Raw genomic sequence first — 17,332 nt, 5'->3', positions numbered from 1 at the left:
AAAACCGCATCCAGGTCTTCTTCATCAATGACTGTCTCAACGGGCAAACCGGCTGCTATGCCTTTCTCTCATGCGACCCCAGCGGTCTCGGCTGAAAACGCCACCGTATTGCCGCCTCAAGGATACTGGCGCTTAGCCTGGCAAAGTCAACGGGGGGTGAATAGCATCCTGTTTGAACAGCGGGCGGTGGTAGTCAATCTGGGACTGTTTGCCGCGCTACTGGTCGCCAGCGTTATCTATCTAAGCCTCGGCAGCGTTAAGGTCGCACCAGCCGCTGTGCTGCAGGCGCTGTTGGACAATGCGGATATGATGGCGAGTTTTGTGGTGTTAGAGCTGCGCTTGCCACGCTTGGCCGCCGCCTGCAGTACCGGGGCCGCCTTTGCACTGGCCGGTATCCTAATGCAAACCCTGGCCCGCAATCGCTTGGCAACACCCGGGATTATTGGCATTGATAATGGCGCAACGGCCTTTGCCGTGGCCTCCATCGTGGGTATAGGTGTTTCCATCGCACCACCCGCCATGGCGCTAGCCGGCGCAACGACCGCCGCGGTACTCACCTTTGGTTTAGCTGCGGGCAGCGGTACCCAGGGCTATCGGTTTATCGTTGCGGGCATTGGCGTTGGCGCGGTGTTTGGCGCGGTGACCCAACTGATGCTGGCGCGAGTCGCGATTGACACTGCCAATGCTGCCTACCCATGGACAGTGGGTTCGCTCAATGCCCGCCCCAGCGGGGCGCTTCAATTACTGATGCTGGGGCTAGCGTTAGGGCTGGCCACGGCATTGGCGCTAGCCCGTTCGCTAACGCTGCTGCGTTTTAAAGATGCCACCGCCAGTGGATTAGGCGTGAACGTCAAGCGGCGCCGGTTGGAAGTTTTGCTGCTATCTGTCGCACTAACCGGCCTGGCGGTTACCGTGGCTGGCCCTGTGGGCATGGTGGGGTTGATTGGCCCCGAGATTGCTCGGTCACTGTCGAGCTCCCGCAGCGTACCAGTGTTGGCGGCTACGCTGGCGGGGGCGCTGGTGATGGTACTTGCCGATTTGGCCGGGCGTACGCTGCTGGCGCCGATCGAGGTTCCGGTGGGGATCGTTACCGCTGTGGTCGGCGGGCCCTGGTTACTTTGGATATTAATGCGTCCGCAACGGAGCTTCACATGAGCCAATCTCCAACACCCACCATGCCTTCTCTTGCCACGCAGTCGCTCGGGATGAATTATGGCACCCGGCAGGTGATCGATGGCTTGGATATCACCCTGCCCAGCGGCCAAGTCACCGCCATTGTGGGCCCCAACGGCTGCGGTAAATCAACGCTGCTGGCCGGTCTTGCGCGTTTACATAAACCCGATAGCGGCGCGGTATTGCTCGATGGCGCCGATATTCAGCGCCTGCCCATCCGTCAACTGGCGACCCAACTGGCGCTACTGCCCCAGGAGGCCGTGGCGCCGGAAGGGCTCACCGTGACCGAGTTAATCCGCTTTGGTCGCCAGCCCCACCAGGGCTGGCTGCGCCAGTGGTCGGCAGAAGACCAGCGCGTGGTGCAGCACGCGCTGGCGGCGGCGGGACTTGAACAACTCGCTGACAGACCGATTGATGCGCTCTCCGGTGGCCAGCGGCAGCGCGCCTGGATCGCCATGACCATCGCCCAACAAACCCCGCTGCTGCTGCTGGATGAACCCACTTCCGCACTGGATCTGGGCCACCAGATTGAAGTGTTCGAGCTGGTGAAACATCTTGCCCACCACGGCCGTACGGTGGTGATGGTGCTGCACGACCTCGCCAGCGCCTGCCGCTACGCTGACCATCTTATCGCCATGCGCGAAGGTCAAATTATCGCTGCTGGAGCTCCGGCTACAGTGGTTACGACTGACCTGGTGCGAACGCTCTATCAAGTGGAGTGCACGTTGCTCACCGACCCTGATACCGGCAGCCCCTTGCTCGCCAATGTTCGCCGCTCCGCGGTGCCCGCTTACTAAGCAGGCTCTAGCCTTGCGCCGCATTGCTACAGTTGCGTTAAGTTGATGCCCTGCTAGAGATAGCGGGGCGATTTCATTACTCTATTGCCTCTAAACCTATTTCAGCTATAACAACCTCAGTAAGGAACACTCGTGTCCTCTCCTGCACACAGTTTTCAAGCGTTGCTGCGGCTACTGCGCTACGCCAAAGGCTATCGGCGGCGCATCATTGCCGCCACCGCCTGTTCGATTATCAATAAGCTGTTTGATATTGCTCCAGAGATTCTGATTGGTGTCGCCATCGATGTGGTGGTCAACCAAGAGCAGAGTTTTGTGGCCAGCCTCGGGTTTGAAACGCCCCAGCAGCAGATCACCATGCTAGCGGTGCTGACGTTTGTTATCTGGGCAGGGGAGTCGCTGTTTGAGTACCTGTTCCAAATTTTATGGCGCAACTTGGCCCAACGTTTACAAGCGGATATGCGTCAGGATACCTACGAGCACGCTCAGCGGCTGGATATGGCGTTCTTTGAGTCGAAAAGCTCCGGCCAGTTGGTGGCCACCATGAACGATGACGTCAACCAGCTTGAGCGTTTTCTGGACGGCGGGGCCAATTCGATTATTCAGGTGGTCGTCACCGTGGTGGCGGTAGGCGCGGTCTTCTTTGTGCTTTCACCACTGATTGCGCTGCTGGCGTTTACGCCTATCCCGCTGATTATCTGGGGCGCGTTCTTCTTCCAGCGTAAAGCCGGGCCGCTGTATAGCGATGTACGTGAAAAGGTCGGGGATCTGGCCAGCCGTTTATCCAATAACCTCAGCGGCATTGCGACGATTAAAAGCTTTACCAGCGAAGAACGCGAAGCCGAGCGCCTGCGCGATGCCAGCGAAGCCTACGTAGACGCCAACAGACGGGCGATCAAGGTTAGCTCCGCGTTTATTCCGGTGATCCGCATGGCGATTTTGGCCGGTTTTCTGGCCACCTTTACAGTGGGCGGCATGATGGCGCTTAACGGCTCGCTGAACGTGGGGGCTTATGGCGTGCTGGTGTTTTTGACCCAACGCCTGCTCTGGCCGCTGACCGGCCTGGCTCAAGTGATCGACCTGTTCGAGCGCGCTATGGCCAGCACACGACGGATTCTCGATCTGCTCGAAGTGCCGATTACCGTTAAAGATGACAGCACCACGCCGCTTACCCAACCGGTGCGCGGCGAGGTGACGGTAGACAACGTGAGCTTTCACTACGCCACCAGCGGCGTAGGAGTGGATGGCATTCACCTGCACGTGCCTGCAGGTAATACCCTGGCGTTGGTGGGAGCGACAGGGTCGGGAAAATCCACCCTGATCAAACTGCTGCTGCGGTTTTACGACCCCGAAAATGGCCGCGTGCTCATTGATGGGCAGCCCATCACCGAAGTGAGTATGAACTCACTTCGCCAATCGATTGGTTTGGTCAGTCAGGATGTTTACCTGTTTGAAGGCAGCATTCGCGACAATATTGCTTACGGCAAGCCGGACGCTGATGAAGCCGCGATTGTGGATGCCGCCAAAACCGCTGAAGCGTGGAGCTTTATCGAAACGCTGCCCCAAGGGTTGGACACGCCGGTAGGCGAGCGGGGCGTAAGGCTTTCCGGTGGCCAACGCCAACGGCTTTCACTGGCCAGGGCACTGCTTAAAGACCCGCCGATTCTGGTGCTGGATGAAGCCACCAGCGCGGTGGACAACGAGACCGAAGCGGCCATTCAGCGCTCGCTTAAACGCATCGCCCATGGCCGTACGGTGATTATGATTGCCCACCGGCTCTCTACCATTGTGCACGCCGATGAGATCGTGGTGATCGAGAAGGGCCGAGTGGCCGAGCGAGGCAGCCACTCAAGCCTGTTGGCCGCTGACGGCCACTACGCCGCCCAGTGGCGGGTGCAAACTGGCGAAGCCCAAGCGGGGGATATGGAGGTGCTCAGTCGTTAATCTTTAACGGCTAGCGATTAACCAAAAGTGCATTAAGAGTGACGGGCACATGCTCGTCGATCTCTTGGTAGCCCAGCAGCGACAGCACGGTTTTTACCGTGCTGTTCGCCATCAGCGCTCGCCCATCCATCGCCATGGGCTCGGCGTGGGTAATCCGTATCTCATTCAAGCCTTCGCGAGTAAACCGCAGTGGCACGGATTCCTGTTGGTTAACCATGTCGGATTGCACGCTAAACGTCAGCGTCTCCACCAGTGATTCGCCAATATCCAAACTATCCAATCGCTCTGGCGGCATTTGCGCTTCCAGCGTTACCAGGGTGGTATTTGCCAACAAACCTATCCACGGTGGTAGCTCGCCAAAGCGCTCAAGCACATCCGTTTGGCTGAGTTTTAACGGCAAACGCAGGGTGCCATCGCTGGAGATATCACCCTGCAGATCACGCACCTGGTGGTGATGAGTTTGCGGGGTTTCACCGTTCAGCTGGGTAATCGACGCCTGCACCCGCGACTGGGCAGGATCAAGCTGCCAATCAGCGTGCACGGGCAACACCAATAATAAAGGAACTAGAGCAATCAATGCTTTCACAGCGCGTCTCCGCATAAAGAACTACTCACCAGACTGCCCAATCCACATAAAGTGCCGTAATGACATCAAGATAGCGCAATGGGGCTAGCCTCACACCGCCACATTCGCTATGATATGCACGCTTTTCGGGCCTATAGCTCAGTTGGTTAGAGCAGGGGACTCATAATCCCTTGGTCGTAGGTTCAAGTCCTACTGGGCCCACCAATCTTGCTTGTTCAAGCAAGGGATTATGAGTCCCTTGGTTCTCTGTGGTACTAAGCTGCTCGATTTCTCCTTCCTCCGCGTTTACGTCTCGCCTGCTTGCGCTGGACGCCTCATAGTCTGTTGATAGGCGTGTATGATATTGGTCTTTAATTGTTTATTGGTAGCGTTGGTAAGCAAGCTACTTTGAAGCCGCAAGTGTGGCGGTCAATACCAGCTCAAGCTATGTCTCCCGTACGTACCAGTACGACGTTGAATTACCTTTTTTACTCATGCTAATGAAATAAGTGTTAGTGCGAAGCAAGCTCGTTGAAAAAAGCTGGGTTGTCCTGAATCGTCGCCAGTGCCTTAGCTGCTAGCCCCGTCGGGTTACGGCGCTTGGTTTCCCAGCTTTTGATGGTGTCTACACTGGTTCCCATAGCCTTGGCAAACTCTGCCTGGGATACGTGTAGCTGGGCGCGAATAGTTTTTACATCAGTCACCTCATGGCGTGTGATGCGACTGGCCTGCGCTTTACCATGTTTAATCTCAACGGCTTCCTGCAGTGAAGATTGCAGCTCGTCAAAGATGCTCATTTGGAAACCTCCCCCTTCATTGGTGGGTCAGTGTTTTCAGTGCGGCCGTTTCAGCGGGCGTTAAGCTGTCCTTCACGCTCTTGGGGTAGGCCAATATCAGGTAGATTCTCTCTGCTGTTGCCAAAAAGTAGATAACCCTGGCACCACCATTCTTACCTTGGTTGCCCAGCGCCATGCGTATTTTCGCGGACTTTTATATCAGCACCTTACTTGCTTTTGGGCGGCTCATAATAGAGGCTGTTTTGTGCCGCGTTTGCGGCGGTTTTTATTTTTAAAATTTTATAAAAATAATTGATTTTATTGAATAAATTTATTGTTTTGGTTTGGTTGTAGTGTCGTGTTTTTGAATTTCTCAGCCTGAAGGTATAAAGTAACTATCGTCATTGTCCAGCTATGGAGGCGTTGCATGACCACTCAAACGCTTGAGTCACGCATCCGTGACAAAATTCGCAGAAGTCGGCGAACGGTATTTCTACGTGATGATTTCGCTGCACTGGGTGGTTATGACCAAGTAGGCCGGGTGCTTCGGCAATTGGAGGCGCAGGGACGATTGGTGCGTATTGGTAAAGGCCTATACGCCAAAGCGCGCCCAAACCGTATTACAGGCAAACCAATGCTTGCAGCGCCCGGTGGCTTTGACCAAGCAGCCAAAGAGGCATTAAACCGCCTAGGAGTACAGTGGGAGCCAGCCAGTGCAGAAAAAGCTTATCAGGCGGGGCGCACACAAATTCCGGCGCGAGTGGTGGTCAGAGTCAAAGGCCCGTTTCATCGCCAGATTGCCTACGGTAAATATCGCTTAGGTATCGAGCAAGTTTCTGCATGAACATTGATTCTGGAATGTTTCCCGATGTGGCGGATGCGCTGGGTATCGACAGCCCCGCTATTGTCGAAAAAGATGTCTATGCCGTTCAGTTATTGAGTCTACTTTCAACGCTGCGTTCGGAGGCGTTTGAGCTGGTATTCGCAGGGGGTACCAGCTTAGCCAAAGCCCACCACAAGCTTTTCCGCATGTCTGAGGATATTGACATCAAGCTTGTTGCTCGCGATGGGGTAGTAACAAGTATGTCTAGAACGGCTCTAAAGGCAGAACGAAAAGCGATGCTGGCCGAAATAGAAACAGTTATCAGCCGCTCTCCGATCCTAGGGCTTGATCCCGATGCTGGGATCGTCAAGCGTAACGAGTACCGGTATGCGGAGTTTACCGTTCGCTATCCCCGTACCCAGGGCAGCATCTCTGCGCTTCGGCCTGACTTGAAGCTAGACGTTACAGCATCAGAACTTTATGAGCCCGCCGTGGTGTGTTCTGTCAGCTCCTTGTATGCCGATGTTCTTCATTTACCCCCAGAGGTAGCTTCCATTCCGGTGGTTAGCCTGCCTGCCACGATCAGCGAGAAGCTGGTGGCATTGCTACGTCGCACAGCCCACGTGAGCCGTGATCCTTCCCGAAAAGATGACGAAACGCTGGTGAGGCACGTCTACGATCTTCATATGGCGACATCCGGCGGATATGACATGGCTGCATTACGCACGCTGGTACAGGCAGTAATACAGACGGACGTGACTCAGTTCGGCAACCAGCATACACAATTTGTCACTAACCCAGCAGATGAGCTGCTCTATGGCCTAGGGTGCTTACAGGCAAACCCCATCCATCAGGATCGCTACGAGCGTTTTATCGGCCCGCTGGTTTATCACGATGAGCCCGCGTCCTGGGATGAAGCCTTACAGAAAGTAAATGAATTGGCCCAACAGCTGCTGTCGGAGGGTAGGGCTGAGAGCTAACATCTACTTTTCCAAATACTTACCGTCTGTAATTTACTCATCACGTGACACCTAAAATAATTTCCTCAGCCGCTTTATGCGGCTCGCTATGTCGTCCCTGTAGTATTGCCAGCGGTGGCAATTTGGTTGCTAACTGGTCGTCATTTGGCTGCTCACAGGGTGAAAACCATGTGAGTAATGTAAACCATGGAAAATTTAACTCATTGAAAAACCTTTAGCGCTTTGCAAGTGTATGGGACGCCATTGAAGATACGCCAGCAGAAGCTGAAAATATGAAGCTGCGCTCAATGTTGATGATGGCTCTTAAAGATCACATTGATCGTGCTGGTTTGAACCAGTCTCAAGCGGCCAAATTGTTTGGTGTCACGCAACCGCGTGTTTCCGACTTGATGCGTGGCAAGATATCTTTGTTTGGCCTAGATGCTCTCGTGAACATGGCTGCCGCTGCTGGCCTGCATGTGGAAATGCGCGTCACTGTGGCAGCATAGCGCATAAGTGATGCCCTTGGCCGCAGAAGCTGAGTGCAACACCTGAGCATTTCGCTAAGGTGTTGTGTTTACGCACAACATTACCCAACCCACCAGCGCCAACCCGCAGCGCAAACCATACCCATGGCAATCGATACCAACGGATTCCTCATCACTACTGCCACAGTACCCGCCGCAATGGCTGCGAGCCGAACGCCGCCGTCACCATGCACGATGATGGGCGTAATAACGGCAATCAGAACTGAGCTAGACATGGCATCGACGAATCGCCTAACGCGAGGGCCTAGCGGTACATGCGACATGACCAGTAGCCCCAGCACTCTGGAGCCATAAGCAATGACTACCATTAGCATGATGGCTATCAACGACTGCCACACTGAGGATGAACTCATAAGGCGCTTTCCCTGAACCAGCGTCCAGGCAATAGCACGGCTACCACGCCACCGGTGAAGGCACCCACCATCACATGTAGGTAAGGCGGCAACCACCAGTACGCCATTAATGCACTCGCCGCTGCTGCCAGCCAGGGTAGTGCCATTGCTGCTCTTGGGTTCCCACCGACAACTATCATTAACAAAAAGCACAGCATGATCACATCAAGGCCGAAGCGTTCAGGTTCGGTAATGCCTCCACCAAAGGCTAGCCCTATCGCAGTGCCCCCGACCCAGGCGCCCCACAGCGCTATCCCGCCACCTAAAAGAATGCCTAGGTTTCGCTCGCCGCGCTGATACTCTCCCAGCGCCATTGCCCAGTTGGAGTCGGTTAGCAGAATCACCATCGCGAATTGCTGGCGTTGAGGTAACGCCTTGAGCCAGGGGTAGAGCGCCGCACTCATTAGCATATGCCGGGTATGAATCGCGAGTGTGACCGCCGCCAGAGCAAGCAGTGGCAGAGGCGAATGCCACATTTCTAGGGCAGCAAATTGGGATGGAGCCGCGAAGACAAACAGGCTCATTAGCATCGCTTCCCAGTCGGCCAACCCTTGGTGCACGGCGGCTACGCTAAACGCCAATCCAAAAGCGATGGTAAAAACCGCCAAAGGCAGCATCATGCGAATCCCTCGCCAGGTGCCCGCTGTATCAAGCCGAGTGGGATTTTCCTTTACTTTCATTACTTAACCTTTCTCCGCGAAACTGGCCATGTTAAAAACAAACAGACCTGCTTGTTTTTTTATTATTTGAAGTCTAGATTGAATTATGAACACGCGCCATAGCTGGTGACGTGTCAACGAGATGAAGCAATACAACAGAAAAAACAGCCGATTAAATCGGCACGGGAAACTATATGAAATTTACTCGTAATACGCTGACACTCGCCGTTGCGGCGCTGGTCTTGCCGGCCGTTGCTTCTTCGGCTCATGCCGCAACATCCTTTATTGCCAATTCTTTCTACGACCAGCAGCATCCCCACTCCCGTTACGGTTACATCGAGTGGGCAGAAATGGTCAAGGAACTCTCGAACGGCGAACTGCAACCCGAAGTTTATACCGGCACCGTGCTGCTGGCACCGCGGGCTAACCTGCAGGGTATCCAGGATAACGTGGTTCAGGTTGCTCACCACGCGGCTATCTACACGCCTTCTGAAATGCCGGTCGCGAATGCTGTGCAGGAGTTGGGGTTTAACTATGATGACCCGCTGATAGGCATACTGGCGGTGACAGACTTCAGCCTTAATAATCCCACTCAGCTAGCCGAGTGGGAGGAGCTGGATATTGTCTACCTGGGCGCCTATAACACGCCTTCCTATGTGCTGTTTTGCCGCGAGCCAGTCCGCAATCTTGAAGAGCTGCGGGGTAAGCGTATTCGTACCGCAGGCTCGACTGTTTCTGCCTGGGTCGAGCAAGCCGGGGGAACACCCGTCAATGTGCCTTCCAGTGAGATGTACAGCGGCCTCGATCGTGGTTCGTTGGACTGCGCCTCTAATGCAGCTAACGACTTGATTGACCGCTCACTGTGGGAGGTTGCCGAACACACGACGCTGCTGCCTACCGGCATGTATTGGTCCGGCCCTCAGTGGGGCTTCAATTCGGGTTTTTGGGCTAGCCTCAGCGATGAGGAGCGCGATGTCTTCAAAGAAGCGACGGCCAAGGCAATGACACGCATGATTGTCCAGTATCTGGACGCTTCTGAAGCCGCACTGGAAGAAGCCGCCTCCCACGGCAACAACATCTACGAGCCCGAAGAGGATTTGATGGCTTCCGTGGAGGCTTTCCGCGATGAAGCCTTGGCTAATGTCTACGATAAGGCCCGTGATGAGTACGGCGTTGAAGACCCAGAGGCGCTGATTGATGATTTTATCGCGACCTACGAAAAGTGGGATGCCTTAATCAGCGAAGTTGATCGCGAAGACGAAGAGGCCCTGGCCGAACTGGCCATGGAAGAGATCTACAATAAGCTTCCTGCTGACTATGGAATCTATTAACGCTGGAACACTTAGGCCGTCGCATTGAGGCGGCCTAGGCCAAATAAGGGTTCGCTATGACGAAGCGACAGAATCAAGAAGAACGCTCACGCCAAACCCAGGCTCGGGTGACGCAAGCGACTATCGAGTGCATTCTCGAGAAGGGCATTCGTGCCACTTCAACCGTGGATGTCGCACGTCTGGCGGGCGTTTCCCGTGGCGCTTTAGTTCACCATTACCCCTCTAAGACATTGTTGATGCAGGCGGCGCTTGAGGACTTGCTGAGCCGCGAAGTGGAAAGCGTAAGGGAGATGGCCGTAAAGGTTAAAGCAGGGGAGCTTAACTTTGACAGCCTGCTTAAAGCGCTACATGAGCATTTCAAAGGTGACCTATACATGGTGACTCTCGAATACCTCACGAATGCGCGAACCGACCCCGATATCATGAAAGTGCTGGTACCGCTGGCCGCAAAGTTCAATGACTCTTTGGAGCAGATTTGGGAACAGTTGGTCGCCAGTTCCAAGCACACCTCACATCAGAATCGCGTCGCCCTAAACGCCACTTTGTGCATGATGCGGGGTATGGGAGCGCAAAGCATTTGGCGTGATGACCCTGAACTCTACCGCGATATGCTGCTGTTCTGGAAAGAGACGCTTCTGGAGCTGGGTTTTTCTGCCTCAGATGCGAAGAGGAGTGAGCCCGCATGATGGCCAAACACGTCGAATCACTGAGCCAGTGGGTCGCCAAAAGTGCCATGGTGCTGGCGGCACTGTTTCTGGTGCTGATGGCGCTGCATGTGTCACTCGATGTAGGGCTTCGCTACTTATTCGGAAAGTCATTTACCGGCACCCTGGAGTTTGTCTCTTTTTACTACATGGTCGCCGTCGTCTTTCTACCGCTTGCCTATGTGGAGCTTCAGCGGGAACACATCAGCGTGGATGTGCTGGTGGGAAGGCTTCCGCCTATTGCCCAACTAACGCTTTACCTGTTCGCCAGCATCCTTGGGCTCCTCTATTTCGGCATGCTCTGCTATCAGAGCTATCTAGATGCCGTTCGCGCTACGGTTCGAATGGAAACTGCCATGGCCAATTTCACCTTCTATCTATGGCCCAGTCGTTGGGCGTTACCGGTTGGCTTTGCAGCTATGTGCCTGGCCATCCTCGCCAACATGATTAAGGCGCTGCAACAACGCCGAGCCCTGTAGGAGTTTCCTAATGAGTAATATAGAGATAGGCGTGGCAGGCATTGCCATTGCCTTGGCCCTGATCGCCTTGCGCGTGCCAATCGGCGTTGCACTGGGTTTGGTGTCGATCATCGGCATTGGTGAAATGACCAGCATGCGCGTGGCCTGGGGGATGATTTCGGCCACTCCGTTTGACTTTGCAGGTACCTGGGAACTGACCGCTGCACCTATGTTCCTGTTTATGGGCTATTTGTGTACCAGCACCAATATGACCCAAGGCCTGTTTCATGCCATGCGCCTTTATCTGGCGCGCCTGCCTGGCGGTTTGGCTGTTTCCAGTGTCATGGCTTCTGCCTTCTTTGCCGCAGCTTCGGGCTCTAGCGTAGCAACATCGGCGGCCATGTCGCGTATTGCCGTGCCTGAAATGCTCAAGCATAACTACGATAAGGGGCTGGCCACAGGTACCGTTGCCGCATCAGGAACACTCGGCTCGCTGATTCCCCCAAGCGTGCTGCTGGTGCTCTATGGCGTTTATGCCCAGGTGTCGGTGGGGCAGCTGTTTATGGCGGGATTCATTCCCGGTGTGCTTTCAGCGCTGCTCTACATCGCTATGATTATGGTGCGCACCAAGCTTAATCCCAACCTGGCGGGCAACACCGATGTACGCTCTAGCTGGGACGAGAAGTGGGATGCCTTTAAGCATATTTGGCCGTTGCCGCTGCTGATCGGCTCAGTTCTTGGTGGGATTTTTCTGGGTATTTTCTCACCTACCGAAGCGGGGGCAGTGGGTACTTCCATTGCAGCTCTGATCGCCTTGGCACGGCGCACGCTAACCTTTTCAGCCATTCGGGAAGCGCTGATTCGCACGGCGGTAAGCACGGCAAGCATCTTCATTATTCTCATCGGGTCGCTGTTTTTCACCCGTTTTCTAGCCATGAGTGGCGTACCCGCGGCGTTTTCCGAGTTGATTCTTGGCGTTAGTACTGAGACCTGGTGGATCATTCTCGCGGTGGCACTGATTTATCTGGTGCTGGGTATGTTTATCGACTCCATTGGCCTGCTGCTGCTCACTCTGCCGTTAATCCTCCCCTTAGTAGAAGGCGCAGACCTTAACTTGATCTGGTTCGGGATCATCGTCGTCAAGCTGCTTGAAGTGGGGCTGGTCACTCCGCCTATCGGGCTCAATGTGTATGTCATCAAAGGTGCCTTGGGCAATAGCGTCACCCTGTCTGAAGTGTTCAAGGGCGTCACCTGGTTCATCGTCATGGATATTGTTGCCCTGTTGCTGATCGTGCTGATTCCAGCGCTTTCTCTCTATCTCCCTCAAAAAATGTTTTAACGCCACTCTCACATGGAATACCCACAAGGAACACTCATGACAACGACACGCTTTATTAATGCCAACGTTATCGACACGCGCAACGGAAAGGTACTCGCCAACCAGCAGGTGCGCATTCAGGACGGCCGTATCGTCGATGTTAGCGATTCGCCGCTAGAGGGCAGTGATGATCAAGTCATCGATATTCAAGGCCACTTCCTGATGCCCGGTTTGGTTGATTCGCATGTACATGTCACGGCAATTACACCCAATTTTGCTCTGCTTGAGACGCTTTCGCCTTTCTATGTCGGTGCCAAATCAAGCGAGCTGCTGGAAGCCATGTTGATGCGCGGATTCACTACCGTGCGCGATGCCGGTGGAGCAGATTATGGACTTGCCAAAGCGGTAGACGAAGGCGCTTTGATCGGCCCGCGCATCATGTACGCAGGGAATGCTCTTTCCCAGACAGGCGGTCATGCCGACATGCGTGGCCCTGGGCAGCAAACCTTTGAAGGCTGCTTCTGCTGCGCGGGTCTAGGTCGTGTTTGTGACGGTGTTAGTGAAGTACGCCGGGCCGCCCGGGATGAGATCAGAAAGGGGGCCACCCAGATTAAGATTATGGCGTCTGGCGGCGTCTCTTCACCTACCGACCGTATAGACAGCACTCAGTTTTCGCTTGAGGAAATTGATGCCATTGTGGAAGAGGCCACCGCCGCCAATATTCATACCATGGCCCATGCTTATACGGCGCGCGCTATCAACCGGCTTATCCCCAGAGGCGTCAAGACCATTGAGCATGGCAACCTCATGGATGAGGAGAGCTGTCGGCTATTCCTTGAGTACGATGCTTATCTTACGCCGACTCTCTGCACTTACGATGCCTTGGCGAAGGAGGGCGTCGAAGCGGGCATGGCCGAGCACCTACAGCGCAAGGTTTATGATGTGCTGGATGCTGGCGGTAAGGCATTAGAAATGGCCCAACGTTTCGGCGTTAAGATGTTATACGGTTCCGATTTGCTGGGCCGGATGCAGCGCCACCAGCTTAATGAGTTTAATTTACGCAAAGATGTGGTGCCCACTGACGAGTTAATTCGTGCAGCCACCAGTCACGCCGCCGACGCCTATGGCCACACTGGTGATTTTGGCGAGATTATCCCAGGCGCAAGGGGAGACGTAATCGTGCTTAAAGATAATCCGTTGGATGACATCAATGTGCTTACTCAGCCTGATGAGCAGCTCATGGTGATTATGAAGGGGGGAGTGGCTTACAAAAACCTGCTTTAGTCATCTAAGTGTCAATCGAATATCTCAAGCCGAACATGATCGTGTCTCTTAAGTGATCGAGGCAAGAAGCGTCCGGTATCCGCTGGTACAGATGCCATATAAAGTGATTTCGGTTCTTTAAAAGCACTATTACCTGTGATGCCAATTTCTGGCTTAGGGCTTGGGTCTCTAATCGCCCTGAATTGATCAGCCTAGAGTGTTGACCCTCACGTTACGTGAGGCTCTAGAGTCGGGCCTTGTTAAAAATGATGGAGCTAACAATGCCAGACTCAGTGATGACTCAGAATTTAAGCGCCAATCCAAACGGCTCTGCCCATCGTGTGGCGATTGCCCGGGCGGTACACCAGCTATTGGACGAGCCGAAAGTGGTGGATGACGCTTTGAGCTTACCTCTGCTTGGGCCAGAGCTTGGTAAAGCAGTAAGCGATGACCCCTTTGCTTATAACGACCCTAGTGCTCGCTCTATGCGTGCAGGGATCGTTGCCCGCAGCCTGCTGGCAGAAAATGTACTGAATGCCGCTGTCGCCAGGGGAGTGTCTCAGGTAGTGAGCCTCGGCGCCGGCTTGGATACCTACGCTCTGCGCCATGGTGCAAGCATACCCCAAGTTAGTCTGTACGAGGTGGATCAGCCAGCAATGCTGGAGCTCAAGCAGGCTCGGGCGGTTCAGGCCGGACTGAAGATACCCGCCAGAATGCGCTTTGTCGTCGCTGACCTGGCGCGGCAGTGTTGGCTTGAGATGCTAGCTAGGTCGGGTTTTGACAGTGCTCAGCCTGTTGCCATTAGTTGGATGGGCGTTAGTCCTTACCTTACGCCGGAGCAGGTGCGCAGTGTGTTGGCTTGGGTGGCTGGTTTGGCTCCAGGGTCGGTTATCGCCTTCCGACATTGAGAGATCAGCGGCTAAGATATTTCCCAGTGATGTACTCCCGCCTGAGATGCGCACCGGCACCGTTCCCCTTGAGCAGTTGGAGGCTGCTTATGTAGAGAAGCGGCTATGGACAGTGTTAACAAAAGCAGGGAGCCCCGTCGGCTTTGCGATTGCGCTACGCAAGTCAGGCTCTGCGTTTCTGCAAGAGGTCAGTGTGCATCCTGTTCATCAACAAAAAGGACTAGGGCGACAATTAGTCCTCCGTGCCATCAGTTGGGCTGAAAAACACGAGTACTCTTGCGTCACGCTTACGACGTTTGAACACATACCATGGAATGCGCCATTCTATTTGAGACTTGGGTTTCGCAAGCTTACCGAGCAGGAGCTCAGCTGTGAGCTACTTAGCCAACTTCAAAATGAGTACCGTCTAGGGCTACGTCATCGCGTTGCTATGCAGTTTGACCTTGCTGAACACTCGAGTAGTACGCTTCAGCTGCTATGAAGCGTTGCCGTCTAGTGAGTGATTGTGAGTGTGAATATAAATCGGTATCATTCGTTTTATAATAATATATTCCTCCTCATACTTGCTGAGACTTTCCCATGCTTCCTACGTCCATGTCGTTTTCTTTCGCGCCGCTGACCGCGGCGGTTCGTCGCTCATTGGCGATATCGCTTGGTGGAATGCTTAGCGTTGCTCCCTTGGCGGCACTAGCTCAGGAAGAGTCCACTTCCAATGATACTGTTGTGGTCACAGCCACGGCGCTAAAAGTCGATACCCCGCTAGTAGAGACGCCACGTCCGGTCTCAAGCGTTGACCGTGAAGAACTGGAAGCCCGTAACGTCCAACAGCTAGATGAAACGTTCCGCTATCGTGCGGGCGTGTTGTCGGGCCATTACGGTAGCGATAACAATACTGATTGGCTCAAGGTGCGCGGTTTTGATCAATCGACTTACCAAGATGGTCTGCGAATCTACCGCGAAGGGTTTTATCAGTGGCTACCCGAGCCTTATGGTTTAGAGCGTATCGAGGTATTTAAAGGGCCTTCATCGATTCTATACGGTGAGGCACCTCCTGGGGGCTTGATCAATGCAGTCAGTAAGCGTCCGACTGAGACGCCTCAAGGGGAGGTTAATTTACAGCTTGGCAACCGCAACCACCGCCAAGTCGGCATCGACACCAGCGGGCCGCTGGGAGAGTCAGACGATGTGCGCTATCGCTTGGTGGGATTATACAAAGAGCGCGACGGCGATTTAAACGCCACGGATAACGAGCGCTACTATTTTGCTCCGAGCCTGGCGGTTGATCTTAGTGAAGATACTACCGTTACCTTTTTAGCCAGCGTGCAAAAAGATGATGGCGTTCCCGTTAATGGCTTTAAGCTGCCCTATGGCACTGTGGAAAACACCCCCTTTGGCCGCATCGACCCACAGACCAACTTGAGCGAACCTGGATACGACCAGGATAAACGCACTCAGTGGGGACTTGGTTATGAGCTTCGCCACGCTATTAACGATACCTGGTCGTTTGAACAAGATCTGCGCTATAGCGAACTGGACTTAGAGCTGCGCAGCACCTACGCACTCTCCATGGTAGATGATCGACGCGCATCCCGTGGACTGGTTTATCGCGATGGTTCCATTGATAGCTGGACGGTTGATAACCGCATGGTGGGTACTTGGTACGGTGATCGCACTGAGAATACGCTGCTGCTGGGTGTTGATTACCAAAACTTGAGCTTGCGCGGCCAGGAAGGGGATAACTATGCGTTCGGCGAGCCGATTGATATTTTTAACCCAACCTACGGTAACTTCACGCCGATTGCGGAAGAAGATCTGCTAACTCGGGAAATCGATAAAGAGCAGACCGGCCTGTATGCTCAAAACCAGCTGCGTATCGATGACCGTTGGGTACTGCTGGGCGGCGTACGCTACGACCAGGCGGAAACGGATAACCGTAATCAAACCGCAGGAACCACTCAGCGCTCAGATGATGACCAAGTGTCTTGGTCAGGTGGCGCGATGTACCTGGGTGAAAACGGCGTTAATCCTTACGTTAGCTACACTGAGTCATTTGACCCAGTGGGTCGAGTTGATGATGCGGGCGACCTGTATGACCCCCGCGAAGGTCGTCAGTGGGAAATAGGCGCTAAGTTGGCGCCGTTCGACTGGGATGGCTATGTAACGGCGGCAGTTTTTGATCTGGAAGAGACCAATACTCTAGTGACCTCTCCAGCAGGCTTCCAGGTACAAGAGGGTAAGCGTACCTCTCAAGGCTTTGAGCTGGAAGGTGTTGGTTATATTACCGATGCGTTAAAAGTCACCGCGGCCTACACCTACACCGATGCTCGCCTGGAAGACGATGAGCGTGCGCCGTTAATCCCGCGCCACCAGGCCTCAACTTGGTTGGATTACGCCTTCACCGGCGGCGCGTTAAATGGCGTGACGCTAGGTGGCGGGGTGCGTTATGTGGGCAGCACCGTTGATACCAGCGTCGCCGACAACACAGCCGTGGATAGCTACACTCTGGTTGATGCCATGGTGGGCTATGAGTTTGCTGACGGCTGGCAGGCCCAGGTCAACGTCAACAACCTCACCGATAAAGAGTACGTGGCCAGCTGTGAATACTGGTGCTACTACGGTGAATCCCGCAGTGTGATTGGCAGCGTGAAATATAGTTGGTAAGGCCCAGTGCAAACCACAACGCCCGGTCATATAGGTCGGGCGTTTGCGCATCTGGG

The 17,332-nt window shown here is 54.3% G+C and carries 19 protein-coding genes and 1 tRNA gene; 15 read left to right on the top strand and 5 right to left on the bottom strand.

What is annotated here, in order from left to right; translation table 11 throughout:
* Window positions 1-27: 27 nt before the first annotated feature.
* The 3 genes from OM794_RS15950 (at window position 28) to OM794_RS15940 (ending at window position 3,911) form a co-directional block, all read left to right on the top strand.
* Complete coding sequence (locus OM794_RS15950; RefSeq protein ID WP_226247475.1) at window positions 28-1,155, top strand: FecCD family ABC transporter permease; 1,128 nt, start codon at window positions 28-30, stop codon at window positions 1,153-1,155.
* Complete coding sequence (locus OM794_RS15945; RefSeq protein WP_226247473.1) at window positions 1,152-1,970, top strand: ABC transporter ATP-binding protein; 819 nt, start codon at window positions 1,152-1,154, stop codon at window positions 1,968-1,970. The genes OM794_RS15950 and OM794_RS15945 overlap by 4 nt, the downstream gene beginning before the upstream one ends.
* Window positions 1,971-2,102: 132 nt before the next feature.
* A complete protein-coding gene (locus OM794_RS15940; protein ID WP_226247471.1) occupies window positions 2,103-3,911 on the top strand; it encodes an ABC transporter ATP-binding protein in 1,809 nt (602 codons plus the stop codon).
* A gap of 10 nt (window positions 3,912-3,921) precedes the next feature.
* On the opposite strand, the gene OM794_RS15935 is transcribed toward OM794_RS15940, so the two are convergent.
* Window positions 3,922-4,497 (bottom strand): hypothetical protein, encoded by a 576-nt coding sequence (locus OM794_RS15935; RefSeq protein ID WP_226247470.1) that lies wholly within the window; start codon window positions 4,495-4,497, stop codon window positions 3,922-3,924.
* Between the two features lie 127 nt (window positions 4,498-4,624).
* Between OM794_RS15935 and OM794_RS15930 the strand changes: the two genes are divergently transcribed.
* A tRNA-Ile gene (locus OM794_RS15930) sits at window positions 4,625-4,701 on the top strand.
* 287 nt (window positions 4,702-4,988) lie between these two features.
* On the opposite strand, the gene nadS is transcribed toward OM794_RS15930, so the two are convergent.
* Window positions 4,989-5,273 carry a NadS family protein gene (nadS, locus tag OM794_RS15925; protein ID WP_226247468.1) on the bottom strand — a complete coding sequence of 95 codons (285 nt, stop codon included), beginning with the start codon at window positions 5,271-5,273 and terminating at the stop codon, window positions 4,989-4,991.
* Between the two features lie 16 nt (window positions 5,274-5,289).
* Window positions 5,290-5,448 carry a type II toxin-antitoxin system RelE/ParE family toxin gene (locus OM794_RS15920; protein ID WP_265153906.1) on the bottom strand — a complete coding sequence of 53 codons (159 nt, stop codon included), beginning with the start codon at window positions 5,446-5,448 and terminating at the stop codon, window positions 5,290-5,292.
* A 231-nt stretch (window positions 5,449-5,679) separates the two neighbouring features.
* On the opposite strand from OM794_RS15920, the gene OM794_RS15915 reads away from it, so the two are divergent.
* The 3 genes from OM794_RS15915 (at window position 5,680) to OM794_RS15905 (ending at window position 7,543) form a co-directional block, all read left to right on the top strand.
* Window positions 5,680-6,096 carry a DUF6088 family protein gene (locus tag OM794_RS15915; RefSeq protein WP_226247466.1) on the top strand — a complete coding sequence of 139 codons (417 nt, stop codon included), beginning with the start codon at window positions 5,680-5,682 and terminating at the stop codon, window positions 6,094-6,096.
* Window positions 6,093-7,055 carry a nucleotidyl transferase AbiEii/AbiGii toxin family protein gene (locus tag OM794_RS15910; protein ID WP_226247465.1) on the top strand — a complete coding sequence of 321 codons (963 nt, stop codon included), beginning with the start codon at window positions 6,093-6,095 and terminating at the stop codon, window positions 7,053-7,055. Before OM794_RS15915 ends, OM794_RS15910 begins: the two co-directional genes overlap by 4 nt.
* Window positions 7,056-7,297: 242 nt before the next feature.
* Entirely contained in the window at window positions 7,298-7,543 is a 246-nt protein-coding gene (locus tag OM794_RS15905) for a helix-turn-helix domain-containing protein (RefSeq protein WP_226247900.1), read from the top strand.
* A gap of 80 nt (window positions 7,544-7,623) precedes the next feature.
* Here the strand turns inward: OM794_RS15905 and OM794_RS15900 are convergent, their stop codons facing one another.
* The gene (locus tag OM794_RS15900) at window positions 7,624-7,935 is read right to left on the bottom strand and encodes an AzlD family protein (protein ID WP_226247464.1); all 312 of its coding nucleotides are present in this window, start codon (window positions 7,933-7,935) and stop codon (window positions 7,624-7,626) included.
* Complete coding sequence (locus tag OM794_RS15895; RefSeq protein ID WP_226247463.1) at window positions 7,932-8,654, bottom strand: AzlC family ABC transporter permease; 723 nt, start codon at window positions 8,652-8,654, stop codon at window positions 7,932-7,934. The genes OM794_RS15900 and OM794_RS15895 overlap by 4 nt, the downstream gene beginning before the upstream one ends.
* Before the next feature lie 173 nt (window positions 8,655-8,827).
* Between OM794_RS15895 and OM794_RS15890 the strand changes: the two genes are divergently transcribed.
* The 8 genes from OM794_RS15890 to OM794_RS15860 all read left to right on the top strand — a co-directional run bounded on the left by OM794_RS15890 (window position 8,828) and on the right by OM794_RS15860 (window position 17,276).
* Entirely contained in the window at window positions 8,828-9,964 is a 1,137-nt protein-coding gene (locus OM794_RS15890; RefSeq protein ID WP_226247461.1) for a C4-dicarboxylate TRAP transporter substrate-binding protein, read from the top strand.
* 56 nt (window positions 9,965-10,020) lie between these two features.
* Window positions 10,021-10,650: a TetR/AcrR family transcriptional regulator gene (locus OM794_RS15885; RefSeq protein ID WP_226247459.1), complete on the top strand. Its 630-nt coding sequence runs from the start codon at window positions 10,021-10,023 to the stop codon at window positions 10,648-10,650.
* On the top strand, window positions 10,647-11,147 hold the full coding sequence (locus tag OM794_RS15880) for a TRAP transporter small permease subunit (protein ID WP_226247457.1): 501 nt from the start codon (window positions 10,647-10,649) through the stop codon (window positions 11,145-11,147). The genes OM794_RS15885 and OM794_RS15880 overlap by 4 nt, the downstream gene beginning before the upstream one ends.
* Window positions 11,148-11,157: 10 nt before the next feature.
* Window positions 11,158-12,465, top strand: coding sequence for a TRAP transporter large permease (locus OM794_RS15875; RefSeq protein ID WP_226247455.1), 1,308 nt, complete (start codon window positions 11,158-11,160; stop codon window positions 12,463-12,465).
* 36 nt (window positions 12,466-12,501) lie between these two features.
* On the top strand, window positions 12,502-13,728 hold the full coding sequence (locus tag OM794_RS15870; protein ID WP_226247454.1) for a metal-dependent hydrolase family protein: 1,227 nt from the start codon (window positions 12,502-12,504) through the stop codon (window positions 13,726-13,728).
* 260 nt (window positions 13,729-13,988) lie between these two features.
* Window positions 13,989-14,615 carry a class I SAM-dependent methyltransferase gene (locus tag OM794_RS15865; protein ID WP_226247452.1) on the top strand — a complete coding sequence of 209 codons (627 nt, stop codon included), beginning with the start codon at window positions 13,989-13,991 and terminating at the stop codon, window positions 14,613-14,615.
* A 46-nt stretch (window positions 14,616-14,661) separates the two neighbouring features.
* Window positions 14,662-15,096 (top strand): GNAT family N-acetyltransferase, encoded by a 435-nt coding sequence (locus OM794_RS23405; protein WP_226247450.1) that lies wholly within the window; start codon window positions 14,662-14,664, stop codon window positions 15,094-15,096.
* Window positions 15,097-15,275: 179 nt separating this feature from the next.
* Window positions 15,276-17,276 carry a TonB-dependent siderophore receptor gene (locus OM794_RS15860; protein ID WP_319001057.1) on the top strand — a complete coding sequence of 667 codons (2,001 nt, stop codon included), beginning with the start codon at window positions 15,276-15,278 and terminating at the stop codon, window positions 17,274-17,276.
* Window positions 17,277-17,332 lie beyond the last annotated feature (56 nt).

Source organism: Halomonas sp. BDJS001 (genome assembly GCF_026104355.1).
Classification (GTDB): domain Bacteria; phylum Pseudomonadota; class Gammaproteobacteria; order Pseudomonadales; family Halomonadaceae; genus Vreelandella.
The sequence above is the reverse complement of the archived record's forward strand: the minus strand, read 5'-3'. Positions and strand labels throughout refer to the sequence as shown.